This is a genomic window from Paracoccus sp. JM45 (assembly GCF_003590715.1).
Taxonomy (GTDB): Bacteria; Pseudomonadota; Alphaproteobacteria; order Rhodobacterales; family Rhodobacteraceae; genus Paracoccus.
In genome coordinates this window covers 684,377-710,414 of sequence record NZ_QQVY01000001.1, presented here as the reverse complement: position 1 = coordinate 710,414, position 26,038 = coordinate 684,377, and the positions used below count along the sequence as shown (strand labels likewise).

Below are 26,038 nucleotides of genomic sequence, written 5' to 3'. Positions count from 1 at the left end.
CGGCATAGATAGCGCTAAACTTAGATGGGGCGGGATGATGAGACGACATCGCAACGTGAAAATCGTGGCAACGCTTGGGCCGGCATCGTCGACCAAGGAAGTAATCCGCGATCTGTTCGAGGCAGGGGCCGACGTGTTCCGCCTGAACATGAGCCATGGCAGCCATGACGACCACCGCGAACGTTACAACACGATTCGCGAGATCGAAGCAGATACGGGCCGGCCGATTGCCATTCTGGCCGACCTTCAGGGACCAAAGCTGCGTGTGGGTTCGTTCGGGTCGGGTCCGCAGGATCTGGCCGTGGGCGACAAGTTCCGCTTCGATCTTGATGCGGCCCTTGGCGACAAGACGCGTGTCCAGTTGCCGCATCCGGAAATCTTCGCGGCATTGGTCGAAGGCAGCGAACTGCTGGTCAATGATGGTAAGATCCGCCTGACGGTCGAAACCTGTGGTTCGGATTACGCCGAATGCGTCGTGACGGTTGCCGGTACGATTTCGGACCGCAAGGGCGTGAACGTCCCCGACGTGGTGCTGCCGCTGGCGGCATTGTCGGATAAGGACCGCGCCGATCTGGAATTCGCCTGTGAACTGGGCGTGGACTGGCTGGCCCTGTCCTTCGTGCAGCGCGCCGAGGACGTGGAAGAGGCCAAGACGCTGGCCAAAGGCCGTGCCGCGGTTCTGTCCAAGATCGAAAAGCCCGCAGCTGTGCGTGCATTCGACGAAATTCTGGCAGCCTCTGACGGGATCATGGTCGCACGTGGCGATCTGGGCGTCGAATTGCCGGTCTATTCCGTGCCGCCGATCCAGAAGCGTCTGGTCCGTCTGTGCCGCAGCGCCGCCAAGCCGGTGATTGTTGCGACCCAGATGCTGGAATCGATGATCGACAGCCCGATGCCCACCCGCGCCGAAGTCAGCGACGTCGCCAACGCCATCTATGAAGGCGCTGATGCGGTCATGCTGTCGGCTGAAAGTGCGGCAGGCAGCTTCCCGATCGAGGCTGTGCGGACGATGGATAACGTCGCACGCTCGGTCGAGGCGGATAAGAACTATCGCTCGATCATCGAGGCGGCGCGCAAGGCCAGCCTGTCTTCAGTGACGGATGCCATCGTGACGGCGGCGCGTGAAATCGCCGAAACCACGGATGTTGCCGCGATCTGTGCATTCACCCAGTCGGGCAATACCGTCAGTCTGGTGGCACGTGAACGTCCGCGCGTTCCGATCATCGCGCTTAGCCCGCTGGAATCGGTGACCCGCCGTCTGGTTCTGACATGGGGCACGCATTGCGTCATCACCCCGCGTCTGAGCCGCTTCAAGGAAGCCGTGGTCAATTCGACCCGCACGGCACGCGAATACGGTTTTGCCGATGAAACGCGGCAAATCGTGTTGATGGCCGGTGTGCCGTTCAACGTGCCCGGATCGACGAACATCCTGCGCATCGCCCCTTGCGATGACCGCCTGATCTTTGCGTCTGATCCCGAATGATGCTGCTGCCCGATCTTTTGCTGCTGGGCGGCATTGCGCTGTGCCTGCTGTCTGCGGTTCTTGCCGTGGTGCAGCTGGTGCAGACACAGCCGCCCCGCGCGGCAATTCTGGTTTTCATGGCCGGTATTCTTGTGCTGGTCATCGGGGCCTCGGTCGATCCTGACACGTTCCATCCCGACGATATCCCGTCTGCATTCGCGCGGGTTACGGGAATCCAGATCGGGAACTGAATCGGCTTGCCAAACAGGGGGCGTCGTCTTATACGGCGCCCTTCCTTACACGTGCGTCCGGCCAGTCTTGGCATTGCCGAGGCGCACGATCACTCTGACGAAGGAGACGAAAATGCCGAAGATGAAGACCAAATCGGCCGCGAAAAAGCGGTTCTCGATGACGGCCTCGGGCAAGGTCAAAGCAGGTCAGGCCGGCAAACGCCACGGCATGATCAAGCGTACGACCAAGTTTATCCGCGACGCACGCGGTACGACGGTGCTCTGCGCAGCAGATGCGAAAATCGTCAAAAAATACATGCCCTACAACCGCTGATCCGAGGACTGAAATATGGCACGAGTTAAATCCGGCAAGGTTACCCACGCCCGCCACAAGAAAGTTCTTGGTCAAGCCAAGGGCTATTACGGCGCACGTTCGCGTAACTTCCGCACCGCAACGCAGGCTGTCGACAAGGCGAACCAATACGCCACGCGCGACCGCAAGAACCGCAAGCGCAACTTCCGCGCCCTGTGGATCCAGCGTATCAACGCAGCCGTTCGTATGGTTGACGCTGAAATGACCTATTCGCGTTTCATCAACCTGCTGTCGAAAGCCGGCATCGAGGTTGACCGCAAGGTTCTGGCCGATCTGGCCGTGAACGAGCCCGAAGCATTCGCGGCAATCGTGACGCAAGCAAAAACTGCCGCCTGATCTTTTTAGCGCGACATGACTTCGAAAAGGCCTGCCCTTGCAAAAGGGGCGGGCCTTTTTCGTGCCGCTAACGTGATGGATTGTGCGGATTGTCGGCGCAAATGACACAGCGTATCGTGACCGCGTGATAAGAACCCTGACCAAACTGTCGCACGAAGGTGCGATTCTTGCCGTGATCGCCAGCTTGGCGGTCTTCAACCTGTTCGGCCACGGGGTTCTGGCCCCCACGGCGGGGGCTTTCGCGATCCTTTCCTTTTTGTGGCTGTTGGGGGTCATGGTCTGGGGCGCATCCGCCGTTGTCCGCCACGCCGAGGCGCTGGCCGAACGGCTGGGCGAACCCTATGGCACGCTGATCCTAACATTGGCGGTCGTTTGCATCGAGGTGGCCTTGATCGGATCGGTCATGCTGTCGGGCGACGGCGGCCCCACATTGGCGCGCGATACGATGTTCGCCGTGGTGATGATCGTGCTGAACGGTCTGGTCGGCTTGTCCTTGTTGCTGGGGGCGCTGCGGCATGGGGAACAAAGCTATAATTTTGCCGGCGCTTCTTCGTTCCTGACGGTGTTGGTGCCTTTGGCGGTCTTTGCGCTGGTGCTGCCCGATTACACAATCTCCAGCCGCGATGGCAGTTTTACGACGGGGCAGGCGCTGTTTTTTTCGGTGATTACCTTCGCGCTGTATCTGGTGTTCCTGTCCATCCAGACCGTGCGACATCGCGGCTTTTTCACCGAGCCTGAAGAACCTGCCGCGCCGCAGCATTGCGAGGCCCGCTATGCCACCTGGGCGCACGGGTTGTTGCTGATGGCGACCTTGCTGCCCATCGTGCTGCTGTCGAAAAAGATGGCGGGCTTTGTGGATCACGGCATCAATGTGATGTCCTTGCCTGCGGCACTTGGCGGCGTTGTCATTGCCACCATTGTTCTGGCATCCGAAGGCATGTCGGCGGTTCGTGCCGCCATGGCAAACCGCCTGCAACGCGCCGTGAACCTGTGTCTGGGGGCGGCCTTGTCAACCATCGGGTTGACGGTGCCTGCCACGCTGATCATCGGCATGGTGACGGGGCAGGGGGTGATTCTGGGGCTGGGGTCGCAGATGCAGGTGCTGCTGGCGCTGACCTTGCTGACCTGCGTGCAGACCTTCGGCGCGCGCCGGACCAATGTGCTGCATGGTGCGGTGCATCTTGTGCTGTTTCTGGCCTATCTTGCCCTGATATTGGAGCCGTGATGACATCAGAACCCGTCAAAGTGCCGCTGGCTGTCAAGCCCTTGGGGGCTTTGGGGACGGTTCTGACTGCGCGGCGCAACCTTCTGGAACTGATTCCGGCGATTGCCGTGCGCCAGCCCATCGTCTCGGGGAAGACGGGGTTGCGGTGGCATATGGTGATGGACCCCGCCGCCTTGCGCCATGTCCTGAAGGATCGGGTCGATGATTATCCGAAATCCGTGACGACAAAGCTGGTTCTTGAACCTGCTATCGGTGACAGCATGTTCATCGCCGAAGGGGCGCATTGGCGCTGGCAGCGCCGCGCTGCCGCCCCCGCCTTTGCCCACCGCCATATCGAGGCCCTTGGCCCTGTCATGACAGCCGCCGCCGAAGCATCCTGCCGTCGCCTTGCCGCCGCAACCGGACCCGTCGATCTGTTCGAAGAAACGGTTGCCGCGACCTTCGATGTCATTTCGGATGTGACATTTTCAGGCGATGGTGTGTTTGACCGTGACAATGTGCATCGTTCAATCGATGCCTATATCGCGCAGACGGCCAAAGTCTCGCTGCTGGATGTTCTGGGACTGCCCGCATGGATTCCGCGTCCGGGGCGGCTGTTTTCAGGACCGGGCTTGCGGCGCATGAAGGCGATGGCAGATCAGGCCATTGCCGCACGGTCGCGGTTGCCCAAAGACGGTGCGCCCGATCTTCTGGACCTGCTGCTGGATGCACAGGACCCCGAAACGGGCCGGGCCATGAACCGTGACGAATTGCGCGACAACCTGCTGACGTTCATCGTGGCGGGGCATGAAACCACTGCATTGACGCTGGCGTGGGCGCTGTATCTTTGCGCCTTTGATCCGGCGATTCAGGAACGGGCCGCATCCGAGGCGCGGGACGTCCTTGGCGACCGCGCCGCCACCGCTGCCGATTTCGGGCAATTGCCGCTGATCCAGCGCATCGTGAATGAAACCCTGCGCCTCTATCCCCCTGCGGCGTTCCTGTCGCGGACAGCCCAAGCCAAGGACATCTTATGCGGGCGGCAGGTCAACGCGGGCGATACCGTTATGCTGCCGGTCTATGCGCTGCATCGCCATCATCTGCTGTGGGACCGGCCCGATGCCTTCGATCCCGACCGTTTTCTGACCGCGCCGGACCGATACGCCTTTCTGCCCTTCGGTGCCGGACCACGGATCTGCATCGGGGCCAGTTTCGCCATGCAGGAAGCGGTGATTATCCTTGCCACCCTGCTGGCCCGTTTCCGGTTCAAGGCAATCGCGGGGCGCGATCCACAGCCGCAAATGATCCTGACTCTGCGTCCCCAAGGGGGCGTCTGGCTGGATGTGGAAGCCCGTCAGGGCTAAGCGCCAAGCTTGCTTCTGCGCGTGCGGCTGTTACAGACTGCGGCAATATATAGCAGTTGGGGCCTAGGATGAGCGCGATCATCGACTTTCTGAACACGATCTTCTGGGGGTACGTGCTGATTTATGGCCTGCTGGCTGTGGGCATTTACTTTACCATCCGCCTTGGATTGCTTCAGTTTTTGCATTTCGCCGAAATGTGGCGATGCATCCGCGGATCGAACGCCACCGATCGCGACGGCATCACACCGTTCCAGGCGCTCAGCGTATCGCTGGCCAGCCGCGTGGGGACGGGCAATATCGCCGGTGTTGCCGTCGCGTTGACCGCGGGCGGTCCGGGTGCGATTTTCTGGATGTGGATGGTCGCACTGGTCGGAATGGCCACCGCCTATGCCGAATCGACACTGGCGCAGCTGTATAAAATTCACGGCAGCGACGGCATGTATCGCGGCGGTCCGGCCTATTACATTTCGCGCGGGTTGAAGATGAACTGGCTGGCGGGGCTGTTTGCCGTGTCGCTGATCATTTCGTTCGGGTTGGTCTTCAACGCGGTTCAGGCCAATTCGATTGCCGAGGCTGTCGATGTCGCCTTTGGCATCAGCCCGATGCTGGTCGGTGTGATTCTGGCCATTCTGTCGGGCCTGATCATCTTTGGCGGCATTCCCCAGATCGCGCGCACCGCACAGATGATCGTGCCTGCGATGGCGGGTCTGTATCTGCTGGCGGCGATTATCGTGCTGGTGATGAACATTACCGTCGTTCCGGGCATTCTGGCCGGCATCGTCAAATCGGCATTCGGCCTGCAAGAGGCTGTCGGCGGTGTCGCAGGCGGCGTCATGGCGGCGATGATGAACGGCATCAAACGCGGCCTGTTTTCCAACGAGGCCGGTATGGGGTCGGCCCCCAATATCGCCGCTGTGGCCGTTCCGGCACCGCATCACCCCTCCAGTCAGGGGTTCGTGCAGGCATTGGGCGTGTTTATCGACACCATTCTGGTTTGCACCGCCACTGCGGTGATGATTCTGCTGGCGGATGTCATTCCGACCGAGGAGCTAACCGGCGTGAACCTGACACAGGCGGCCCTAGCTGACCATTTCGGCGGCTTCGGGCATATCTTTGTGGCGGTGGCGATCTTCTTTTTCGCCTTTACGTCCATCATCGGCAATTACAGCTATGCTGAAAACGCGATGGTGTTTCTAGGCGCGGGCAAGCCGGGCATCATGGTGCTGCGCGTTGTTGCACTGGCCATGGTCATCTGGGGATCGCTGCAAACCGTGCAGACTGTGTTCAACTTTGCCGATGCCAGGGCCTGATGGCCAGTATCAATCTGGTCGCCATCGTCGCGCTGTCGGGCACGGTGGCGCATGTCACGCGCGACTATCTGCGCCAGCGCAAGGCGGGGCAGGAACCGCAATTCCACATCGCAGATCACCCCGGAATTGCCCCCGGTGTGAAAAGCGATATCTGGAACTGACCGATCTTGGGCCGTGCGGGTGGGGCAAAGGCTTCCCCCGCGCGGCCCTGCATGCTAACGCGGGGCCAACTGGAATGAGGCCCCCGATGGACGATCTGACCCCGCTGCGCCAGCTTTGGCTTGACCGCATCAATACTGCCGCCGATCCCGCTGCCATCGAAGAGGTGCGCCTTGCCGCCCTTGGCAAGAAGGGCGAGATCAGTCTGAAAATGCGCGAACTGGGCAAAATGACGCCCGAAGAACGCCAGACGACCGGTCGCAAACTGAACGAATTGCGCGACGAAATCGACGCCGCCCTGCGCGCGCGCAAGATCTCGCTGGAAGACGCAGCACTTGAGGCGCGTCTGGCCGAAGAATGGCTGGACGTCACCTTGCCGGGACGCCCGCGTCCGCAAGGCACGATCCACCCGATCTCTCAGGTGACCGACGAAATCACCGCAATCTTTGCCGATATGGGCTTTGCCGTGGCCGAAGGGCCGCAGGTGGAAAGCGACTGGTATAACTTCGATGCGCTGAACATCGCGCCCGAACATCCCGCGCGTCAGGAACATGACACCTTCTTCATGCACCGCGCCGAAGGCGACGACCGCCCGCCGCATGTGCTGCGTACCCATACCAGCCCCGTGCAGATCCGCGCGATGCAGGAACAGGGCGCGCCCATCCGCGTCATCGCGCCGGGTCGCGTGTACCGCATGGATATGGACCAGACGCATACGCCGATGTTCCACCAGATCGAAGGTCTGGCCATCGGTCGCGACATCAGCATGGCCCAGCTGAAATGGACGCTGGAGGAATTCTGCCGCGCCTTCTTCGAGGTGGATGAGGTCGAGCTGCGCTTCCGCGCCAGCCACTTCCCCTTCACCGAACCCTCGGCCGAGGTGGACATCCGCTGTTCATGGGATGGCGGCCAGCTGAAGGTTGGTCAGGGCAATTCATGGCTGGAAATTCTGGGTTCCGGCATGGTCCATCCCAAGGTGCTGCAAGCCGCCGGAATTGATGCCGACGAATGGCAGGGCTTTGCCTTCGGTCTGGGCATCGACCGTCTGGCAATGCTGAAATACGGCATTCCCGACCTGCGGGCCTTCTTTGAAAGCGACCTGCGCTGGCTGCGCCATTACGGCTTTGCCGCAGGCGATGTGCCCAGCCTCAGCGGCGGCCTGACCGCATGAGCCTGTGGCGCGGTCTGTTCCAGCATCACCGGCGCGAGGCGACACCCGCCGCGCGCCAGACCTTTGCCCGGTTCGAGATCGCCCACACCATCGTCGATTTCCTTGCAGCGCTGTTTTTCATCATCGGATCGATCATGTTTTTTTCCGAAGCATGGCAAACCCCCGCCACATGGTTCTTCACCGTGGGGTCATTCCTGTTCGCGGCCAAGCCGACGCTGAAACTGTGGCGCGAGGTAAAGCTGTATCGTCTGGGAAAAACGCAAAAGCTGGCTGATCGGGTCGACTGATCTGCCGGTTACGGCCAGCTTGCCGCGACCCTGCGCCGGATGTCCGCCTTGTCGCTGGCGATCATGCCCGGAATCAGGAACAGGTCGATCACACACCACAGCGCGACAAAAGCCAGTGGCACCCAACCGATCAGGATGGGTGTGGTCAGCCAGCCGACGCCCCAGATGGCCAGCATGATCAGCCCGCTGATCCAGCGGCCCAGATACATGCGGTGGACACCAAAGCCCCACAGCAGGATCAGCAACAGATAGGCCACAAAAGGTGATTTGGCGTCATTCGTGACGCGCATCTCGATCAGCAATTGCTTGTCGGTGTCCATCTGTAACCTTTCAGGTGCCGGACCGGCGCGGCCCGTTCCCCTATCAGTTAGGCATTCCGCAGCGCCGGACAAGACCGGCGCTGCGCGGCGAAGGTTACTGGACCTTCTGATAGGTTTCGAAAACCAGCGAAACGGGACGCATGGTGCGGCTGTCACCATCATTGTTCAGATCGGTCAGCGCCATGCGATAGGTATCTGCCGTCAGCACAATCGGGCCAAGCTGTGCGTCGGTGCTGTCATTGGCATCATCATTGGTTTCTACGGCGGCGCCATTGCTGCCAAACAGCGTCAAACGGGTATCTGCCCCCGTATTGGCCCCATAGGCATAGACGATCAGCACGCTTTTCTGGTCCAGATCGAAGGTGAACCACTGCGCGTCGCCTTGGCTAAGGGTGACAATGCTGGGCTGGGATTGCAGGTCCAGTTGCTCCATCGGATAGTCCGAGGGATCGGCGGGGGGCAGATCGCCAGCGCGATAAGCCTCGGCCAGCACCGTGGTCGGGTCCAGATAAGAGGCCGAGACGTTGATCACCCCGTGGCCGGGGCTGACCGGAGCCACGCCGACGCAATATTCCCCCGCAGCCAGACCGGACGCGAAATCCAGACGCGAATTCAACCCGTCAGCGTCATCGTTTTCCGCGATCTGCACACCGTCGGCGTCGAAAACCTCTATTGTGGGGTCCAGCGAACCGCTTTGCGCGCGCAGGGACAGCGGTGTGTTTTCGGCAAGAGACAAACGGAAGTAATCGACACCGCCCTCGGTCTGGATCGTATTGGGCAATCCGGTCTGGGGATCACCTTCGAACAGGGCGGGCATTTCGGGGGTCGGCCTGCAGGATGCGATGCTGACATCCTCGGGTTCGGCGATCAAAGGCTCCATCTCGGCGGTGGACAGCTGCATGGTCGCTTCGACCTCGGTTCCCTGAACGGGAACCAGCTGCAGACAGTAATCACCGCGCCGCATGAATTCGTTTATCTGCGATGACAGGGTGCCATTGGCGTCATCATTTTGTGCCAACCGGCGTCCATCCATGGTCGACAGGACAATCGAGGGGTCACCGTTGCGTTGCTGCGCTTCGGCACGGATGTTTTCGGTATCGCCGCTGATGCGGAAGGCAACATAGGGGTTGTCGCCATCCGTTGCCTGCAAGACCATCCTGATCGGGTCTTCGGCGGTCGAGATATCCGAACTTTCAGCCGTGCCCCCCAGCCATCTTGCAGGCTGTCCGCTGCAGACGGGGCCTTCGGTCTGCGGTGCTTCTGTCTGCTGTTCGGCTTGCGGGGCGGTGTCGGCGCTGTCCTGTGCAAGGACCGGCGCGGGCAATATGCCCAGCAGCGCAAAGGGCAGGACAAGGGATTGGCGAAGGTTGGACATTGTTTTTCCTTGAAATGTAAGGCTGGTGCAACCTGTCAGGACCGGACCCGACCTTCAAGCGCAGGGTTTGGATGCCTGCAAAACCCGCCGATAGGCGCCAAAAATCCGACGATGCGACTTGACCCTTGGCCCCTTGCGCGGTTCAAGGCACAAAACACAGACCCGCCACATGCCTGCGCGGGCCGGAACCCGGAAAGCCACAGTCATGAAGTTCACCCTGTCCTGGCTCAAAGAGCATCTTGAGACCACCGCCACCGTCGATCAGATCGCCGAGGCCTTGACCGATCTGGGACTTGAGGTCGAAGAGATCGTCGATCCTGCAGCCAAGCTGGGCAGTTTCACACTGGCCTATGTCGAACATGCCGAACAGCATCCCGACGCCGACCGCCTGCGCGTGTGCCGTGTGATGACCGACGAAGGCGAAAAGCAGATCGTCTGTGGTGCCCCCAATGCGCGCGCTGGTATTACCGTCGTGCTGGCCAAGCCGGGTGATTATGTGCCGGGGCTTGATATCACCCTGAGCGTTGGCAAAATCCGTGGCATCGAAAGCCATGGCATGATGGCATCCGAACGCGAGATGGAGTTGTCAGAAGAACATGACGGCATTATCGAGCTGCGCTCGGGGACGGTCGGGCAGCGTTATGTCGACTGGCTGGCGGAAAATGCGCCGGAAAAGATCGACCCGATGATCGACATCGCGATCACGCCGAACCGTCCCGATGCGCTGGGCGTCCGTGGCATCGCCCGCGATCTGGCGGCGCGTGGCTTGGGTGTGCTGAAGCCGGTCAAAACTGCTGATATCACGACGGCGTTCGATTGCCCCGTCAGCGTGTCGATTGCCGATGATGTTGCCGCCAAGGCGCCGTTCTTTTCGGGTCGTATGGTGCGTGGCATCAAGAACGGTCCCAGCCCCGAATGGCTGCGCAAACGTTTGACCGCTATTGGTCTGCGCCCGATCAACGCGCTGGTCGATATCACCAACTTCTTCACCTTTGATTTGAACCGCCCCCTGCATGTTTTTGACGCGGCCAAGGTGCAGGGCAACCTGACCCTGCGCGGCGCGACAGCTGGCGAAGAACTGATGGCGCTGGACGATAAAACCTATGCCATGCCCGAAGGCGCGGTTGTCATCTGTGACGATAACGGCATCGAAAGCATCGCGGGGATCATGGGTGGCGCTGCGTCAGGCGCACAGGATGATACGGTCGATGTGTTCATCGAGGCTGCCTATTTCCACCCCATCGCCATCGCGACCACGGGCCGTGCGCTAAAGATCAACAGTGATGCACGATATCGCAACGAACGCGGCATTGATCCGGCCTTTACCCTGCAGGGCCTGGATCTGGCGACGCAGATGGTGCTGGACCTTTGCGGAGGCGAGGCTTCGACCGTCGTGACCGCAGGCGCGATCCCCGACACCGGACGCGCCTATAAGCTGGACCCCGAACGCACCACGCGTCTGGTCGGCATGGATATTCCCGCCGATGAACAGCGTGCGACGCTGACTGCGCTTGGCTTCCGTCTGGAAGGCGATATGGCGCATGTGCCATCATGGCGTCCCGATGTGTTGGGGCAGGCCGACCTGGTCGAAGAAATCGCCCGCATCGCTAGCCTGACCAAGCTGCAGGGCAAGCCCTTGGCACGTCTGAATGTCGGCGTCCCCAAGCCGATTCTGACGCCGTTGCAGATGCGCGAAAAGACTGCGCGCCGGATGGCTGCGTCCTTGGGTTACAATGAATGTGTCACCTACAGCTTTATCGACCAAGCCTCGGCCACGCTGTTTGGCGGTGGTCAGGATGCTGTGCGCGTCGAAAATCCCATTAGCAGTGAAATGTCGCATCTGCGTCCCGATCTGTTGCCGAACCTATTGGCTGCTGCCGCCCGCAATCAGGCGCGCGGTGCCGCCGATCTGGCCCTGTTCGAAATGGGGCCGGTGTTCAGCGGGGGTGAACCTGGCGAACAGACCGTGCGCATCAGCGGCCTGCTGGTCGGTCACAACGCCGCCCGCGATCCGTTCGGCAGCCGCCGCAAGGTTGACCTCTATGACGCCAAAGCCGATGTCGAGGCGATTTTGCAGGTGATCGGTGCCCCCGCCAAAGCACAGATCAACCGCAAGCTGGACGGCTGGTGGCATCCGGGCCGTGCGGGCAATATTGCCTTGGGTCCGAATGTCCTTGCCAGCTTTGGCGAGGTTCATCCCAAGGTGCTGCGCGAAATGGGCGTCAAAGGGCCTGCGGTGGCGTTCACGATCAACCTTGCCTCGGTTCCTTTCCCCAAATCCAAGACGCCGACCCGCGCGGCGCTGGATCTGGCCGGATTGCAGGCCGTCGATCGCGATTTCGCCTTTGTCGTAGACCCGCAGGTCGAGGCGCTGACGCTGGTGAATGCCGCCGCAGGTGCGGATAAGGCGCTGATCCAGAATGTTTCGGTCTTTGACCAGTTCACGGGGCTTGAGGATGGCCGCAAATCCATCGCCATCACTGTGCGCCTGCAGCCGCGCGACAAGACCCTGACCGACGCCGATATCGAGGCTGTCGCCGCCAAGATCATCCAGAAGGTCCAGAAGGCCACCGGCGGCACCTTGCGCGCCTGATCTTCTAATGGTCACATGACATGAAAAGGGGCGGCGCTGCTGCCCCTTTTTCATAAGGCGCACCGGCTGTTTGCAGGGCAGGGGCCAGATACAGGATCACTTATGCAGTTTCTTGACCGCGATTACCGATTTGTTGCCATTGATGTCGAAACCGCCAATGGCAACCGGCACAGCATCTGTCAGGTCGGGATGGCAATGGTGGCCGATGATGGCACCATCGACACGCATGGTTTTCTGGTCGATCCGCGCGAACCCTTCCAGACCTTCAATTCCCAATTGCATGGCATCGACGCCGATATGGTGCGCGGCAGCCCCGGTTTTACCTCGGCCCTGCAACCGGTGCGCGGCTTTCTGGAACGCCACATGCTGATCCAGCACAGCAATTTCGACAAAATGGCCTTCGATTCCGCCTGCGCCCGTGAAGGCGTGGTCGGACTGGCCAGCACATGGTTCGACAGCGTGCGTATTGCCCGCAAGGCATGGCCGGAACTGCGGGCCTATGGCGGGCACGGGTTGGGTAACCTGAAAAAGGTCCTGAAACTGGATTTCAAACATCACGACGCGGTCGAAGACGCATGGGCCGCCGCCCGTGTCGTCATGCTGGCCGAGGAACGCACCGGTCAGGGCTTTGCCGAACTGGGGGCCACCGCCGCATCGCGGTCGCGCTATCCGGCCAAGATCGGTTTGCCGGGCAATGAACAGGGCGCTTTCTTTGGACAATCGGTCTGCTTTACAGGTCGCTTGGGGCTGGACCGGATGAAAGCATCGCAAATCGCCGCCGAGGCCGGATTCGAGGTGCGCACCGGCGTGACCAAGGCCCTGACCCTGCTGGTCGTCGGTGATCAGGATGCCGAAGCGGCGGTTACCACCAAACAGCGACGCGCCATGGATCTGATCCAGAAGGGCGCGGATCTGCGGATCATGACCGAAACCGAATTCGGTGATCTGCTGCAGGATTGATGCTGTCAGTATTTTGGAGCGGGCGGCGGGAATCGAACCCGCGTCTCTTGCTTGGAAGGCAAGGGTCTTACCATTACACAACGCCCGCGTCGGGGTGACTTATATGCGGCCCTGTCGCGGGGTTCAAGCGGCCCTAGCGTCGTATGGCAAAGAAAATACGCAAAATATCACGCGCGGCCTCTGCATCCAGTCCGTCATAGATTTGCGGACGGTGATGGCACTGTGCATGGTCGAAAACCCGTGCTCCATGGGCCACGCCGCCCATCCGCTGGTCGCCCGCACCGTAATACAGCCGGTTGATGCGGGCGGCCGAAATGGCTGCTGCACACATGGGGCAGGGTTCCAGCGTCACCCACAGATCATATCCGATCAGCCGTTCGGACCCGATGGCCGCGCAGGCCGCGCGAATCGCCAGAACCTCGGCATGGGCGGTGGGGTCGGACAGTTCGCGTGTCCGGTTCCCTTCCGCCGCAACGACCCGGCCTTGCGGATCAACGACGACAGCGCCCACCGGCACTTCCCCGCGCAGGGCTGCGGCACGGGCCTGATCAAGGGCTTGGGGCATGTGACTTAGGAAAGACGGCATGATATGCTTGTGACAAGTCCGGCCTATCCGCGCAAGACGTGGAAAGAAATGCTTTCCTTGCACGGGTTCCGGGCGTAGAAGCCCCTCTTTGCCCCGCAGAGATGCGAAGGAGACGCGCATGACCGACGACAACACCCCCAAAAAAAACGAACTGGCCAAGGCTGACGGCACCGACCGTATCGCCAAGGTCATGGCACGCGTAGGCGTCGCCAGCCGCCGAGAGGCCGAGCGCATGATCATCGAAGGTCGTGTCACGGTGAACGGCAAGAAAATCAACAGCCCTGCGCTGGATGTCACTGCCTCTGACCTGATCGTCGTCGATGGTAAGAAGCTGGACGAACCGCAGGAAACCCGCCTGTGGCTGTATTACAAGCCGCTGGGTCTGATCACATCGGAATCCGATGAATTGGGCCGCCAGACGGTGTTCGACGCCCTGCCGCGCGATTTGCCGCGCGTGATGACGGTCGGCCGTCTGGATTTGAATTCCGAAGGCCTGCTGCTGCTGACCAATGACGGTGATCTGAAGCGCCGTCTGGAACTGCCTTCGACCGGTTGGCTGCGCCGTTACCGTGTCCGTGTGAACGGCACGCCAAGCGACCAGACCTTCGATCCCCTGCGCCGTGGCGCCAAGATCGAGGGTGAGGATTTCGCCCCGATGGAAATCAAGCTGGACAGTCAGGCCGGTGCGAACGCATGGATCAGCGTTGGCATCCGCGAAGGCAAGAACCGCGAAATCCGCCGTGCGATGGCCCATATCGGCTTGCAGGTGAACCGCCTGATCCGTATCGGTTATGGCCCGTTCAAACTGACCGGCATGGACAAAAACGAAGTGACCGAGGTCAAGCGCCGCGTCCTGCGTGACCAGCTTGGCGGTCTGCTGACCGGCGATATGGACGAAAAGCCCCGTGAAATGCGCCCCCGCGGCGCCGAGGGAAACCGTTTTGGCCGTCCCGACGATCGTGGCGATGCCCCGCGTCGCTTTGGTGACAAGCCGGGTGGCAAGGTCTTTGGTGCGCGCAACCGCGATGATGATCGTGGCGACCGTCCGGGCCGCAGCTTCGGGAACCGTCCGGCACAGGACGGCGGGGCTGATCGTCCGCGCTTCGCAGGCAAACCGGGCGATTCGCGCCCCGATTACGGCGATCGTCCGCGCCCCGCTGCCGGTGACAAACCACGGTGGAGCAAATCCGCCGGCGACGACCGCAAACCCTATGGCAAGCCGCGTGATGGCGATGACAGCCGCCCGTCGCGTTTTGCCGGAAAACCCGGCAGCGACCGCAAGCCCTACGGCGCGCGCGACAATGCTGATGGTCCGCGCAAGCCCTATGCGCCGCGTGATGGTGGCGATCGCAAGCCCTACGGCGCGCGTGATAACGCTGATGGTCCGCGTAAGCCCTATGCGCCGCGCGATGGTGGCGATCGCAAGCCTTACGGTGCGCGTGACAACGCTGATGGTCCGCGCAAGCCCTATGCGCCGCGCGATGGCGGTGACCGCAAACCCTATGCGCCGCGAGGAGAGGGGGGTGGCAAGCCACGGCCCGCTTCGGGTGGTAAGGGCTTTGGAGGCGCACGGCCTTCGGGCGGTGGCTTCAAGCCGGGCGGCAAGCCCGGCGGGAACAAGCCCCGTGGATCACGGGACTGAAAAGAAAAAGCCGGGCGTTAGGCCCGGCTTTTTTCATTTCGTCAGGATCAGTTTGCCTGCCCGCGTGATCCGCAACTGATAGACCTGTTCGTCCAGAACGATCAGGGCCTGATTGCCGCCCTTGGTCAGTTGGGCCGCGTCATGCAGCGGCAGATGTCCATAAACCGAAGTGGTTCCGGGGCGGGTGAATTCCGAAGGGCGCGTTGCGGTCATGGTCAGCCTCTTGATGTGGCGTTTGTATGCCTAAAGCTGACAAATTCGTTCAGGTTTGTCAAAGTAAAATAGTCAGGATTTGATGTGATTCAATAGATTCACTCGAAACTTATTGAAAAGGCAGCCTTTTACAGCTGCCTTTGTCGCTTACTTATCTTCAAAGCATGTGATCAGGGTCTGTGCCAGCCCATTGAACGTATCATCGAAAAGGCCGATTCCACCGTCGGCACCTTCGGGGGACAGTTCGGCACCGATGCGCGTGTCGGTGCCTTCGGTTACGGTATTCAACAGGGCCGGATCATGGGCGTATTCCGGGAAGGCGCAAACGGCTTGCGTTTTTACGACCTTGTCACGCACCGCCTGCACCCGCGCAGCCGATGGCGTTGTCGCGTCACCCAGTGACACCGCCACAGCCGATTTCAGCCCGTAGTGGCGGGTGAAATAGTTATAGGCGTCGTGGAAAACCACAAAGCTGGTTTCGCTGAAGGGGGCCATTTGGGTCTTCAGATCGGCATCCAGCGCAGCGATACGATCAGCGGCGGTTTCTGCATTCGCGCGATAGGTTGCTGCGTTTTCGGGGTCCTGTTCGGACAGGGTATCCGCGATGATCGCCAGCCAAGGGGCGGCATTTTCCGGATTCAGCCATGCATGGGGGTCGATACCGCTGTGGTCGTGGCCTTCGTGATCGCCTGCATGATCGCCATGGCCTTCGCCGTCATGGTCGTCGTGACCATGTTCATCGTGATGTTCGTGATCGTCGTGACCTTCATGGTGGTCATCGTGGTCATGCCCCTCATGTTCGTCGTGGTCGTCATGCGCTTCGTGGTCATGTCCTTCGTGATCATCATCCGCATATTCCTGCAGGATCGTGCCTTCGACGGTCAGCAGGCGCAGCTGCTGCGTATCGCCGCTTAGATTGTCAGCGGAACGGTCCAGCCACGGGGTCAGCTGGGGGCCCATCCAGACCAGAAGATCGGCGTTCTGCAGTGCCCGCGCATCCGAGGGGCGCATCGTATAGTGGTGGGCACTTGCGCCCTTGGGCAACAGCACATGGACCTGACCCAGATCGCCCATCACCTCTTGCACCAGCGCACCGGTGGGGGACATGTCGGTGACGACATTCGGGGCCGCAAAGGCGGGGGCGGCGGTCGCTGACAGAATCGCCGCGATGGATACCAAGCTGCGCATGGTGATCTCCTGATTGGGGTTTATTGCGATGCGCGGGTTTTCTGTGTTATGAGATAACAAGTCAATCAAAATGTAATAAAGTAACGCTATGCGTGAAAGGCTGTCATTCCTGTGACCGATGATGCAATTGCTGCGGCTTTCGCGCCGCATGACCACCGGCTTTGCGCCCATCGTGCGCTGGACGAAGCCGCCGACCGGTTGAAAAATCAGGGCGCCCGACTGACCCCCGTGCGGCGTCGTACGCTGGAAATCCTGCTGGAAAGCCACCGCGCGATGGGCGCCTACGAGGTTCTGGACCGTCTTGCCGCCGAAGGTTACGGGCGCCAGCCGCCCGTCGCCTATCGCGCGTTGGAGTTTCTGGTCCAGCATGGTCTGGCCCACCGGTTGCAACGGCTGAACGCCTTCGCCGCCTGTCTGGACCCCGGCCATGACCACCAGCCGGTTTTCCTGATCTGCCGCAGTTGCGACAAGGTCGCCGAGGCGATGGCCACGCCCGTGCGCGATGCTTTGGCCGATGTGGCCCGTCAAGCGGGCTTCCAACTGGAACGTGCCACGATCGAGGCGCTTGGCCTTTGCGCGACCTGCGCCGGAAACGGTGTGCAATGACCATGCTGATTCAAGCCGATCGCATGACCATCAACCGGCCCGGTACATCCGAACCCGTGCTGGCCGATGTCGATTTCCAGATCGCCGAGGGCGAGATTGTCACCGTCGTCGGTCCGAACGGGTCGGGTAAATCGTCCCTGATTCGCGCCTTGTTGGGGCAGATGGTCCTGTCGGGTGGCAAGGTGGATCGCAAGCAGGGGCTGCGTATCGGTTATGTGCCGCAACGGGTGCAGCTGGATACCGCCATTCCGATGACCGTCCGTCGCTTTTTGTCGCTGCCCACCCGCGTCACCGACGCCGAGGCCGCGGGCGTGTTGGAACGGACCGGTGTGTCCGGATTGGGCCCACGCCAGTTGACCCAGCTGTCGGGGGGGCAGTTCCAGCGCGTTCTGCTGGCCCGCGCCTTGTTGCGGGCACCGCATTTGCTGGTGCTGGACGAACCGACCCAAGGGTTGGACCAGCCGGGCATCGTTGCCTTCTATCAGCTGATCGAGGAAGTGCGCCGCCAGTCGGGGGCAGCCATTCTGATGGTCAGCCACGATCTGCTGGTGGTGATGCGGTCCTCGGACCGTGTGATTTGTCTGAACGGGCATATTTGCTGCGAAGGAACACCACAGGCGGTCAGCAGCGCCCCCGAATACCGCGCCCTGTTCGGCGCCGAGGCACAGGGGATGCTGGCTCTCTATCGTCACCAACATGACCATGATCACGATCATGGTCCCGCATGTGGCCACAGCCATGATGCTGCAAGCCCACAAAATCCGGAAACCCAGAATGCTTGATGACTTCTTTGTTCGCGCCGTGCTGGCGGGCCTTGGGCTTGCTTTGGTGGCAGGGCCCTTGGGCAGCTTTGTTGTCTGGCGACGCATGGCCTATTTCGGTGATTCGACCGCCCATGCGGCAATTCTGGGCGTTGCGATGGCGCTGGCTTTCGACATGTCGATCTATATCGGGACCTTGGTTGTTGCGGTGTCTATGGCGTTTCTGGTGTCGTCGCTGGTGGCGCGCGGGCAGGTGATGGATACGATGCTGGGCGTGCTGTCCCATTCGGCGCTGGCCTTCGGGTTGGTGGCGATCAGCTTTGTCCCCAGCGCGCGATCCGACCTGAGCGGATATCTGTTTGGTGACATCCTTGCGGTGGGGCGTCCGGATCTGGCGCTAATCTGGACGGGGGCGATTCTGGTCGTGGGTTTGCTGGTTCTGCGGTGGCAACGTCTTGTGACCAGCAGCCTGAACGAGGAACTGGCCATGGCGGCGGGAATCAATCCGAAATTCGAACGTCTTGTCCTGTCGCTGGCCTTGGCCGTCGTCGTCGCCCTTGCGATTCGTGTGGTGGGATCCTTGCTGATTTCCGCCATGTTGATCGTGCCGGCGGCGGCAGCCCGCGTATGGGCCCGATCCCCCGAGCGGATGGCCGCCGTCGCCGCCCTGATCGCCGCTGCATCTGTGGTTGCAGGATTGTTTTCCAGCCTGCGACTGGACACGCCGGCCGGTCCGTCGATTGTGACCGCCGCCGCGCTGATTTTCCTAGTGTCGCAAGGCGTTCGGCGTACCTAGTGCCATAATGTCACAGTTTTTTCCGTCGTTTATTGGGCGAGGGAACGAAGCGCCGGAAAGCGGGTTGGCCAATATGCAACAGTGCATGCAGCCCTAGGATTGATTCAATTCAATCCAGCTTTTCAAGTCTCGGGCTTTATGTAAGTGTCGCAGCGATGTTGCCGGAAACGGCAGCCTTCAATCGAAACGGAGCATGATCATGACCAAATTCGCTACTTTCGCTGCCGCCCTCGGCCTGACCGCAACCTCGGCTCTGGCCGGTGGTTACGTCGCACCCGTCGTCGAAGTTGAGCCCGTCATCGTCGAAGAGCAAGCTGCTTCTTCGAACGCTGGCCTGGTTGTCCCCGCCCTGCTGCTGCTGGGCGTTATCGCTGCAGTCGCTTCGGACGACGACGACAGCTGATCTCGAAGCGGATCTATTTGATCCGTTTCTAAAAGGGCTGGCCATTGGCCGGCCCTTTTTCTATTTGCGGACCAGCTGTTATCTTTGAAGCATTCGCTGAATACGCATGAAAAAACCGGCCCTGAAGGCCGGTTTTTCGCATTTTTACAGGCAACCCTCAGGGGCGAAGCGTTTGCACCGTGATATAGCCCAGTGCCGGTCCGACCCACTGCCGCGATACGGGGATCTGTCCGCCCGATACCGCATAGCTGTTCTGGAAGCTCAGGCCATGACCTGTGCAATCTTCGACCATGACGCCCGCATTGGGGCCGGGGCCGGTGGTGCAATCGAACTGCAAGGGGCGTTCCAGCCCGTCGCCGCCCAGATAGCGCATGATGCGGGTGCCACGGCCCGACTGGCCCGCGCGGATCAGCCCTTCGGTGCCCGGTTCGGCCACGGCCAGATCGTTGCCAAATCCCTTGGTGCCGACCAGCATGCCATTGCGCAGAATCACCGCCTCTTCTGCGGGGGTCATATAGGTGCGCATCGTGCCGTTCTGGCCCGTCAGCGCCAGAACCTGATTGCGACCCAAGGATTCGAAGCCGACCTGGATCAGCGGTCCGGCATTGACGCGCAACGCCTCGGTTGCCTGTTCCTGCGGCGTGCGGACAGGCGCTGGCGTCTTGGCCTGCTGACGGGCGGTGATTGCGTCCCGCGCCGTCTGCACCAGAACCGATGCAGCCGATGTCGGGGTGCTATCGGCGTCCTGATTGGCACAGGCGGACAGCGTGGCCAGCAGGGTCAGCGCCATTGCGCCGTTACGTGCATATGCAGTGATCATCGCCAGAAGCTCCCCCAGCCTTGGTAAAGTTTGACGGTCTGGCTGTCGCGGACCTTGTCATACAGGCGGTCGTTGACCTCCAGCTTGGCGCCGCCGTCGCGCGACAGGGACTTGATGGTCGTGGATGCACGGTCCCGCGTTGCGTTGCCGGTGGCCCAGCCGATCGGAATGGACAGGGTGATACCCTTGTCAAAGCTGCCTTCGCCGAATTCTTCGGCGCTCAGGTCGGTTTTGGTGGCATAGGCCCCGACGCGCCAGCCGTTTTCGAATTCGCGGGTCAGGGTAAAGGTCGCACCCTTGTCGCCTGCCAGATACTGGCCAACGTCAAGTTGCGCGGTAAAGCCCTGACTGAATTCGTAATAGGCCGACAGGAACCCCGTAGTGACCTCGTAATCGCGGAAATCCAGAAGCATGTCGAAATCACGCTTGCGGACGCGGTTCACCTCTGCCCCGAAAGCAAGGGGGGAATTCGCGGGCTTCCACAGGACTTCGGCGGAAACGCCGCCGTAAGCTTCCTCCAGCAGGCCGACGGTAACGCGGCTATAGATCTGTTCGGTCGGACGGGCAAACCACGCAGCGGTCAGTTCCGGAATGGTCGGGCTGGTATTGCCGGTATACATCCGCGCATCCGAACGCACCCGTGGAACGCCTTCCGATGTGGTTTCAAGGCTTGGATCGGCCAGATATTCTTCGGCGGTATAGTTTTCACCACGCACGCCGTCATTGTCTTCCGCGTCGATGCTGGGACCGCTTTGTTCCTGATTGCCAAAGGCCCGCTGACGCAGCGTTCCCGACAGCACCAGTCCCGGCACAATCTCATAGCTGCCGCTGGCTTCTGCACCGACCTCGTATCGGGCGGGTTCATCGGCGTCGAACAGGCTGATGTCCAGATAGGGGCCGATGTTCCACTGCAGGCGCGGGAACAGATCTTCGGTCGGGGTCAGATCACCCTGACGCAAGGGCGCATCCGACAGGGCGGAAACGGCCGCGATCTTGCCGGCCTCGGTGTTTTCCAGACGCTCGACATCCGAACGGCGCAGTGTCACCGAAGACGCCGCCACACCATCCGCCGAGGAGGTGATGACGAAGGTTTCCACGGATGGCGGCAAGGCGCGGGTCATCAGGCGCGCTGCGCGACCGATGGCCTGCGATTGCTGGATATAACGCTGGTTGCGGATGCGAACCTCGGCGCGGGTGGCGGTCAGCGACATGCTTTCCAGCAGCTGGCCTTCATCTTTCAGCGCATTGGCCAGCACCTTCTGGATGGCGGGCTGGGCGGTGGGGTCCTGCGACCACTGGCCGGACCAGCCTTCGGGATCGGCATCGCGCGACGGACGCGGGCGCACCGGTGCGGGGGCCGATTCCAGCCCCGACGGATAGGCCGCGTCGCGGTGGTTCAGGGCGACGGTGAACTGCGCGCCGATGGTTTCGGTGCCAATGGTATAGACGCCGACCTCATAGGTGCGGCCGAATTTATAATTGGCGCCAAAATTCAGGTTGCCCGGTTCCTCGTTTCCCTGCTGATAGGAAATGGTGCCGCCGTTCGACAGCGAATAGGTCGAGCGATAGATGTCGTTCGAATATTCCGCCGTCAGGCTTAGCTTATCATTGACCTGCCAGTTGACCGAGGCAAAGGGTTTCGCCCCGCCGCTGAACCAGTCGTCGATATTCGATGTTCCGCCTTCGGATGTGGCATCGATGACCCGTGGCTTGCCCGCAAGCGTACCCCATCCCAGACCCACACTGGCGCGGATGGTCGGGGTGATGTCGCGCGTGGCAACGATATATTCGCCCGAATAGACGCCGGTGCCCAGAAAATCCTGAACGCCGACAGAGACGGCGGGACGCCATCCATCCTGATCGACGATCTGGTAACGCAGATCGAAAGACCGGTCATAGATAAAACCGTCATTGCGGTAATCGTTGATTCCCTCGACCCGGGAATACCGGAAGGCGGTGGTCAGCTTGGGCAATGGCTGGAACACCAGATTGCTGCGCAGCGCATAATCGGATTGCGACACCGTCGCGGCCAATGTGCCTTCGGGCAGGGCTTCTGCCGTGGGGGTGTCGATGCCCCCGGGCATGCCATAGGTCGACATGTTCCGGGCCAGCATCGGGTCGGCGATGGCATAGCCTGCGCCGACCACAAGGGCGACAGGCAGTGTGGTGGCCATAAGCTGGCTTGTCAGACGCGAGCGGCGCATCGGCGGCATCCTTTCGGCGGGCGGGGCGATAAGAGTGTCACGGATCAATTGTCGGGGACCAAGGTTGGCCTTGGCAGGCTTTGCGGCGCGTGTCGACACAGGAATGCCGATCGCGCCGCATTTGTCTTATCCGGCAGCGGGGGCCGCTTGGGGCGCTTGTGCCACGGCACCGCAGCCTTGCTGGGTCTTGCCACTGATGGTCAGGCGCGCCGTCAAGGGCGAGGTTCTATCCGCCATCGTGTCCTGACATTCGGTCGCCGTCAGGTTCAGGACGAATGGCCGGTCGTTCAGGACGCCAATATATTCGACACCGCGGTCAAAGACCAACCGGTTGACCTCGATCTTGCGTCCCGATTGGTTTTCCGGCGTCCGGTAGGTCGCGGTATTTCCCGAAATCTCGACGTTCCAGAACGGTTCGTTTCCACCGGCGACAAAGCTGGTCGCGCGATAGGTCAGCGGCTCGGCGGTGGGGACGGCGCGGGCGCTGGCGGTTCCGGTCTCGATCGGTTCGACCAGTGGCGATACGGCGGGCGGGCGGGGGCCTGCCGGTTCTTCGGGTTCGGTTTCCGCCTGATCGATGCCGACGGTGCGGCGCAGATCTGACATGGCTTGGGTATCACAGGCGACAAGCGGCAAGCTGATCAGGGCAAGAAGCGCAAGGCGCGCGGGCAGTTGCGGGAACATGGGGCTTTGGCCTTCCGGTTCGGTCGTAATCACTGTTTGTCCAGCGTTACCAATCACGCGACCGTGGGGCAAGCGTCACGCCCGATCACGGGCAAGTGCTTGCCGCCCTGTTGCAAGAACCACCTCATGTCGTCGTGAGATTTAACAAAAGATAACAGGGACTAGCCGGTAAAGCGGAAAACCGGCTTCAAACCGCTTAATATTCTGGAATAACGATGTTCATCATTGATCCCGCACGCAAAGCGGGAATAGTGGGCAGATAACTTCCTTGTTATCGGGTTTCGAAAGCTATGTCCGCGCGCGTCGGTCACCACATCTCCGAGATCCTGCCCGAGGCCCATTTTTCCTGGGATGACGGTATCATGGCACGCGCGATCGAGGCTTTCGACTGGGCCTCGACCCCGCTTGGTCCGATCGGCACATGGTCCACGTCGCTGTTAAGTGCGGTGCGTATCATGCTGGGACAGCGTCACGCGTCCTGCATGTTCTGGGGCCCCCAGCTGACGATGCTGTACAACGACCGTTATATTCCGGCCCTTGGCAAAAAGGAATCTCGCGCCCTTGGCCAGCCGTTCCGCCAGATCTGGTCGGATGTCTGGGAAGACGTGCGTCCTCTGGTCGAGGAAACATTGGCGGGCCGCGGCACCTATTCCGAAGAAATGCGTCTGGTCATGACCCGTAACGGCTTTGACGAGGAAACCTTCTGGACCTTCAGCTACAGCCCGCTGTTCGACGATGACGGCACCGTGGCCGGTCTGATCAATATCACTGTCGATGTGACGAATGCCGTGCAGGCGCGTCTGAACCAGCAAATCATGCAGCAAGAATTGCTGCACCGGATCAAGAATATCCTGTCGGTCACCTCGACCGTGGTCTCGGCCAGCCTTCGCAATGCCGAAACCATCCAGCAGGCGCGTGATACGGTCGGTGCCCGCATCATGGCACTGGCCCGCGCCCAGGGGTTGTTCACCGGCCTTGGCGACAGCGCCGATATCACCGAAGTAATGGGCCGCTCGATCGGGGCACATCTTGACGGGGGGGATCGCATCCGGCTGGATGGCCCTTCGGTCAGGCTAAGTTCGCAGCAGGCGGTCGGTCTGTCGCTGGCGCTTTATGAATTATCGACCAATGCCGCCAAATATGGTGCGCTTTCCACCCAACAGGGTGCCGTCGATCTGGTCTGGTCGGTTCAGGGGGATGATTTCGCACTGGATTGGGTCGAAACCGGCGGTCCGCAGGTCCAGCCCCCCGCCCGCGAAGGTTTCGGATCAAAGCTGGTCAATATGATCGTGCCTGCCTATTTTGACGGCGAAGGGCAGGCCGATTACCGCCCCGAAGGTCTGCATTACAGCTTGCGGGGGCGGTTGACCGCCTAGCAATTGGGAACATTCACGGCCAATCCGCCAAGGGATGTTTCCTTGTATTTATCCGACATATCGCGCCCCGTCTGGCGCATGGTTTCGATCGCGACATCCAGCGACACGATGTGATGGCCATCGCCGCGCATCGACAGGCTGGCCGCGCTGATCGCCTTGATCGCCCCAAGACCGTTGCGTTCGATACAGGGCACCTGCACCAGCCCCGCCACGGGATCGCAGGTCATGCCAAGGTGATGTTCCAAGGCAATTTCGGCGGCGTTTTCGATCTGGCGGGGGGTGCCACCCAGCACGGCGGCAAGACCGGCTGCCGCCATGGCCGATGCGGCGCCCACTTCGGCCTGACAGCCGCATTCGGCACCCGAAATCGAGGCGTTATGCTTGATCAGCCCGCCGACCGCCGCCGCCGTCAGCAGGAAATCGGGCAGGGACCGTTCCGACGCCCCCGGCACATGGTCCAGCCAATAGCGAATTACTGCTGGCATGGTGCCTGCCGCGCCATTGGTGGGGGCGGTGACGACCTGACCGCCGGCGGCGTTTTCCTCGTTCACGGCCATGGCGTATGTGGACATCCAGTCGTTGATGATATGCGGGGCGGCCATGTTCAGGCCGCGTTCGGCCACCAGCTTTTCATGGATGGCCTTGGCGCGGCGGCGGACGTTCAGCCCGCCGGGCAGAATGCCGTCGGTCGTCAATCCGCGCTCCATACAGTCGCGCATTACCTGCCAGATCTGCATTAGCCCGTCGTGCAATTCGGGGCGGGACCGGAAGCATAGCTCGTTTTCCTCTTTCATGCGGGCGATGGATTTACCCGAGGTTTCGGCCATTTCCAGCATCTGGTCGGCGGTGGCAAAGGGCCATGGCACACTGGCGGTGGCATCGCTGCGCCCTTCGGTCTTGCGCTGTTCCAGTTCTTCGTCGGTCATGACGAAGCCGCCGCCGATCGAATAATAGATCTGGTGGAAGATAACATCACCCTGCGCGTCGGTCGCCGAGATTGTCATCCCGTTGGCATGTCCCGTCAGCGGGGTGTCGTAATCAAAGACCAGATCGGTGTCGGGATCGAATTTCAACACCTCCAACCGCGGAGGGGTGATCTGGCGGCTGTCACGGATGTCCTGCAGGGTTGTTTCGGCGGCCTCGGGGTCCATATTGGCGGGGGTAAAGCCCGCAAGGCCCAGAATGGTCGCGCGGTCTGTGGCATGACCCTTACCGGTAAAGGCCAGACTGCCATGCAGACTGGCGCGCAACCCATGCGCCTTGAACGGTTGCAGCCGCAGCGCGTCCAGAAAGCGGGATGCCGCCACCATAGGCCCCATCGTGTGTGAGGATGACGGGCCGACCCCGACCTTCAACAGATCGAACACTGACAGAAACATGCTACCCCCCTTGCAATTACCTGCCCATCTAATCAGGACATGCCCGACCCTGCCATGGCCGGACGCGACCTTTTCCCGTTCCGGTTGCGACAAGCAATCGCTGTCGCATGTGACGCGGCTTCTGTTTAAAAATATAGCATTGTGATACTAATATAGGCAACAAACTCGCGCCTGCGAAATAGGCAAGGTAGGGATTGCCTGCCGTTCTTGCAGGCGGCCTGCCCGAGGTGAAGGAA

General features: G+C 61.1%; 25 protein-coding genes, 1 tRNA gene and 1 pseudogene. 17 read left to right on the top strand and 10 right to left on the bottom strand.

Annotated features, from left to right (window positions below):
• Positions 1-37: 37 nt before the first annotated feature.
• The 9 genes and pseudogenes from pyk (at position 38) to DWB67_RS03520 (ending at position 7,896) form a co-directional block, all read left to right on the top strand.
• Entirely contained in the window at positions 38-1,483 is a 1,446-nt protein-coding gene (gene pyk, locus DWB67_RS03560) for a pyruvate kinase (RefSeq protein ID WP_119806087.1), read from the top strand.
• The gene (locus DWB67_RS03555) at positions 1,480-1,713 is read left to right on the top strand and encodes a hypothetical protein (protein ID WP_119806086.1); all 234 of its coding nucleotides are present in this window, start codon (positions 1,480-1,482) and stop codon (positions 1,711-1,713) included. Before pyk ends, DWB67_RS03555 begins: the two co-directional genes overlap by 4 nt.
• Before the next feature lie 112 nt (positions 1,714-1,825).
• The gene (rpmI, locus tag DWB67_RS03550; RefSeq protein ID WP_119806085.1) at positions 1,826-2,026 is read left to right on the top strand and encodes a 50S ribosomal protein L35; all 201 of its coding nucleotides are present in this window, start codon (positions 1,826-1,828) and stop codon (positions 2,024-2,026) included.
• A gap of 15 nt (positions 2,027-2,041) precedes the next feature.
• Entirely contained in the window at positions 2,042-2,401 is a 360-nt protein-coding gene (gene rplT, locus DWB67_RS03545) for a 50S ribosomal protein L20 (RefSeq protein ID WP_119806084.1), read from the top strand.
• A gap of 124 nt (positions 2,402-2,525) precedes the next feature.
• A complete protein-coding gene (locus DWB67_RS03540) occupies positions 2,526-3,626 on the top strand; it encodes a calcium:proton antiporter (RefSeq protein WP_119806186.1) in 1,101 nt (366 codons plus the stop codon).
• Positions 3,626-4,969 carry a cytochrome P450 gene (locus tag DWB67_RS03535; RefSeq protein WP_119806083.1) on the top strand — a complete coding sequence of 448 codons (1,344 nt, stop codon included), beginning with the start codon at positions 3,626-3,628 and terminating at the stop codon, positions 4,967-4,969. The genes DWB67_RS03540 and DWB67_RS03535 overlap by 1 nt, the downstream gene beginning before the upstream one ends.
• Before the next feature lie 68 nt (positions 4,970-5,037).
• Positions 5,038-6,440: pseudogene (locus tag DWB67_RS03530) on the top strand (alanine/glycine:cation symporter family protein).
• An 86-nt stretch (positions 6,441-6,526) separates the two neighbouring features.
• On the top strand, positions 6,527-7,609 hold the full coding sequence (pheS, locus tag DWB67_RS03525) for a phenylalanine--tRNA ligase subunit alpha (protein WP_119806082.1): 1,083 nt from the start codon (positions 6,527-6,529) through the stop codon (positions 7,607-7,609).
• On the top strand, positions 7,606-7,896 hold the full coding sequence (locus tag DWB67_RS03520) for a YrhK family protein (RefSeq protein WP_119806081.1): 291 nt from the start codon (positions 7,606-7,608) through the stop codon (positions 7,894-7,896). The genes pheS and DWB67_RS03520 overlap by 4 nt, the downstream gene beginning before the upstream one ends.
• A gap of 8 nt (positions 7,897-7,904) precedes the next feature.
• Here DWB67_RS03520 and DWB67_RS03515 read toward each other — a convergent pair whose 3' ends face one another.
• Both DWB67_RS03515 and DWB67_RS18250 read right to left on the bottom strand, forming a co-directional pair.
• On the bottom strand, positions 7,905-8,216 hold the full coding sequence (locus DWB67_RS03515; RefSeq protein ID WP_119806080.1) for a TM2 domain-containing protein: 312 nt from the start codon (positions 8,214-8,216) through the stop codon (positions 7,905-7,907).
• 94 nt (positions 8,217-8,310) lie between these two features.
• Positions 8,311-9,591, bottom strand: a complete 1,281-nt coding sequence (locus DWB67_RS18250; protein ID WP_255418527.1) for a pre-peptidase C-terminal domain-containing protein — start codon at positions 9,589-9,591, stop codon at positions 8,311-8,313.
• A 205-nt stretch (positions 9,592-9,796) separates the two neighbouring features.
• On the opposite strand from DWB67_RS18250, the gene pheT reads away from it, so the two are divergent.
• Positions 9,797-12,184, top strand: a complete 2,388-nt coding sequence (gene pheT, locus DWB67_RS03505; RefSeq protein ID WP_119806079.1) for a phenylalanine--tRNA ligase subunit beta — start codon at positions 9,797-9,799, stop codon at positions 12,182-12,184.
• 102 nt (positions 12,185-12,286) lie between these two features.
• Positions 12,287-13,144 (top strand): exonuclease domain-containing protein, encoded by an 858-nt coding sequence (locus DWB67_RS03500; protein WP_119806078.1) that lies wholly within the window; start codon positions 12,287-12,289, stop codon positions 13,142-13,144.
• Positions 13,145-13,158: 14 nt separating this feature from the next.
• Here the strand turns inward: DWB67_RS03500 and DWB67_RS03495 are convergent.
• A tRNA-Gly gene (locus DWB67_RS03495) sits at positions 13,159-13,232 on the bottom strand.
• A 45-nt stretch (positions 13,233-13,277) separates the two neighbouring features.
• Positions 13,278-13,709, bottom strand: a complete 432-nt coding sequence (locus DWB67_RS03490; RefSeq protein ID WP_255418526.1) for a nucleoside deaminase — start codon at positions 13,707-13,709, stop codon at positions 13,278-13,280.
• A 139-nt stretch (positions 13,710-13,848) separates the two neighbouring features.
• Between DWB67_RS03490 and DWB67_RS03485 the strand changes: the two genes are divergently transcribed.
• A complete protein-coding gene (locus DWB67_RS03485) occupies positions 13,849-15,372 on the top strand; it encodes a pseudouridine synthase (protein WP_119806076.1) in 1,524 nt (507 codons plus the stop codon).
• A 33-nt stretch (positions 15,373-15,405) separates the two neighbouring features.
• Here the strand turns inward: DWB67_RS03485 and hemP are convergent, their stop codons facing one another.
• Positions 15,406-15,585, bottom strand: a complete 180-nt coding sequence (hemP, locus tag DWB67_RS03480; protein WP_119806075.1) for a hemin uptake protein HemP — start codon at positions 15,583-15,585, stop codon at positions 15,406-15,408.
• 147 nt (positions 15,586-15,732) lie between these two features.
• Positions 15,733-16,773 carry a zinc ABC transporter substrate-binding protein gene (locus tag DWB67_RS03475; protein ID WP_119806074.1) on the bottom strand — a complete coding sequence of 347 codons (1,041 nt, stop codon included), beginning with the start codon at positions 16,771-16,773 and terminating at the stop codon, positions 15,733-15,735.
• A 111-nt stretch (positions 16,774-16,884) separates the two neighbouring features.
• On the opposite strand from DWB67_RS03475, the gene DWB67_RS03470 reads away from it, so the two are divergent.
• The 4 genes from DWB67_RS03470 (at position 16,885) to DWB67_RS03455 (ending at position 19,339) form a co-directional block, all read left to right on the top strand.
• Positions 16,885-17,379, top strand: coding sequence for a Fur family transcriptional regulator (locus DWB67_RS03470; RefSeq protein ID WP_119806073.1), 495 nt, complete (start codon positions 16,885-16,887; stop codon positions 17,377-17,379).
• Positions 17,376-18,161, top strand: a complete 786-nt coding sequence (locus DWB67_RS03465; RefSeq protein WP_119806072.1) for a metal ABC transporter ATP-binding protein — start codon at positions 17,376-17,378, stop codon at positions 18,159-18,161. The genes DWB67_RS03470 and DWB67_RS03465 overlap by 4 nt, the downstream gene beginning before the upstream one ends.
• A complete protein-coding gene (locus DWB67_RS03460; RefSeq protein WP_119806071.1) occupies positions 18,154-18,936 on the top strand; it encodes a metal ABC transporter permease in 783 nt (260 codons plus the stop codon). Before DWB67_RS03465 ends, DWB67_RS03460 begins: the two co-directional genes overlap by 8 nt.
• A 199-nt stretch (positions 18,937-19,135) precedes the next feature.
• Positions 19,136-19,339: a hypothetical protein gene (locus DWB67_RS03455; RefSeq protein WP_370453559.1), complete on the top strand. Its 204-nt coding sequence runs from the start codon at positions 19,136-19,138 to the stop codon at positions 19,337-19,339.
• Between the two features lie 157 nt (positions 19,340-19,496).
• On the opposite strand, the gene DWB67_RS03450 is transcribed toward DWB67_RS03455, so the two are convergent.
• The 3 genes from DWB67_RS03450 to DWB67_RS03440 form a co-directional block, all read right to left on the bottom strand.
• Positions 19,497-20,159: a YjbF family lipoprotein gene (locus DWB67_RS03450; protein ID WP_119806069.1), complete on the bottom strand. Its 663-nt coding sequence runs from the start codon at positions 20,157-20,159 to the stop codon at positions 19,497-19,499.
• Positions 20,156-22,363: a YjbH domain-containing protein gene (locus DWB67_RS03445; RefSeq protein WP_119806068.1), complete on the bottom strand. Its 2,208-nt coding sequence runs from the start codon at positions 22,361-22,363 to the stop codon at positions 20,156-20,158. The genes DWB67_RS03450 and DWB67_RS03445 overlap by 4 nt, the downstream gene beginning before the upstream one ends.
• Before the next feature lie 126 nt (positions 22,364-22,489).
• A complete protein-coding gene (locus DWB67_RS03440) occupies positions 22,490-23,047 on the bottom strand; it encodes a COG3650 family protein (protein ID WP_119806067.1) in 558 nt (185 codons plus the stop codon).
• A gap of 290 nt (positions 23,048-23,337) precedes the next feature.
• Between DWB67_RS03440 and DWB67_RS03435 the strand changes: the two genes are divergently transcribed.
• Complete coding sequence (locus DWB67_RS03435) at positions 23,338-24,423, top strand: sensor histidine kinase (RefSeq protein ID WP_220475090.1); 1,086 nt, start codon at positions 23,338-23,340, stop codon at positions 24,421-24,423.
• On the opposite strand, the gene DWB67_RS03430 is transcribed toward DWB67_RS03435, so the two are convergent.
• The gene (locus DWB67_RS03430; RefSeq protein ID WP_119806066.1) at positions 24,420-25,802 is read right to left on the bottom strand and encodes an L-serine ammonia-lyase; all 1,383 of its coding nucleotides are present in this window, start codon (positions 25,800-25,802) and stop codon (positions 24,420-24,422) included. The genes DWB67_RS03435 and DWB67_RS03430 overlap by 4 nt on opposite strands.
• Between the last annotated feature and the right edge of the window lie 236 nt (positions 25,803-26,038).

Coding starts and splice junctions, on each gene's coding strand:
- pyk (WP_119806087.1), top strand. CDS start 38: ATGAGACGACATCGCAACGTGAAAATCGTGGCAACGCTTGGGCCGGCA.
- DWB67_RS03555 (WP_119806086.1), top strand. CDS start 1,480: ATGATGCTGCTGCCCGATCTTTTGCTGCTGGGCGGCATTGCGCTGTGC.
- rpmI (WP_119806085.1), top strand. CDS start 1,826: ATGCCGAAGATGAAGACCAAATCGGCCGCGAAAAAGCGGTTCTCGATG.
- rplT (WP_119806084.1), top strand. CDS start 2,042: ATGGCACGAGTTAAATCCGGCAAGGTTACCCACGCCCGCCACAAGAAA.
- DWB67_RS03535 (WP_119806083.1), top strand. CDS start 3,626: ATGACATCAGAACCCGTCAAAGTGCCGCTGGCTGTCAAGCCCTTGGGG.
- pheS (WP_119806082.1), top strand. CDS start 6,527: ATGGACGATCTGACCCCGCTGCGCCAGCTTTGGCTTGACCGCATCAAT.
- DWB67_RS03520 (WP_119806081.1), top strand. CDS start 7,606: ATGAGCCTGTGGCGCGGTCTGTTCCAGCATCACCGGCGCGAGGCGACA.
- DWB67_RS03515 (WP_119806080.1), bottom strand. CDS start 8,216: ATGGACACCGACAAGCAATTGCTGATCGAGATGCGCGTCACGAATGAC.
- DWB67_RS18250 (WP_255418527.1), bottom strand. CDS start 9,591: ATGTCCAACCTTCGCCAATCCCTTGTCCTGCCCTTTGCGCTGCTGGGC.
- pheT (WP_119806079.1), top strand. CDS start 9,797: ATGAAGTTCACCCTGTCCTGGCTCAAAGAGCATCTTGAGACCACCGCC.
- DWB67_RS03500 (WP_119806078.1), top strand. CDS start 12,287: ATGCAGTTTCTTGACCGCGATTACCGATTTGTTGCCATTGATGTCGAA.
- DWB67_RS03490 (WP_255418526.1), bottom strand. CDS start 13,709: ATGCCCCAAGCCCTTGATCAGGCCCGTGCCGCAGCCCTGCGCGGGGAA.
- DWB67_RS03485 (WP_119806076.1), top strand. CDS start 13,849: ATGACCGACGACAACACCCCCAAAAAAAACGAACTGGCCAAGGCTGAC.
- hemP (WP_119806075.1), bottom strand. CDS start 15,585: ATGACCGCAACGCGCCCTTCGGAATTCACCCGCCCCGGAACCACTTCG.
- DWB67_RS03475 (WP_119806074.1), bottom strand. CDS start 16,773: ATGCGCAGCTTGGTATCCATCGCGGCGATTCTGTCAGCGACCGCCGCC.
- DWB67_RS03465 (WP_119806072.1), top strand. CDS start 17,376: ATGACCATGCTGATTCAAGCCGATCGCATGACCATCAACCGGCCCGGT.
- DWB67_RS03460 (WP_119806071.1), top strand. CDS start 18,154: ATGCTTGATGACTTCTTTGTTCGCGCCGTGCTGGCGGGCCTTGGGCTT.
- DWB67_RS03455 (WP_370453559.1), top strand. CDS start 19,136: ATGACCAAATTCGCTACTTTCGCTGCCGCCCTCGGCCTGACCGCAACC.
- DWB67_RS03450 (WP_119806069.1), bottom strand. CDS start 20,159: ATGATCACTGCATATGCACGTAACGGCGCAATGGCGCTGACCCTGCTG.
- DWB67_RS03445 (WP_119806068.1), bottom strand. CDS start 22,363: ATGCGCCGCTCGCGTCTGACAAGCCAGCTTATGGCCACCACACTGCCT.
- DWB67_RS03440 (WP_119806067.1), bottom strand. CDS start 23,047: ATGTTCCCGCAACTGCCCGCGCGCCTTGCGCTTCTTGCCCTGATCAGC.
- DWB67_RS03435 (WP_220475090.1), top strand. CDS start 23,338: ATGTCCGCGCGCGTCGGTCACCACATCTCCGAGATCCTGCCCGAGGCC.
- DWB67_RS03430 (WP_119806066.1), bottom strand. CDS start 25,802: ATGTTTCTGTCAGTGTTCGATCTGTTGAAGGTCGGGGTCGGCCCGTCA.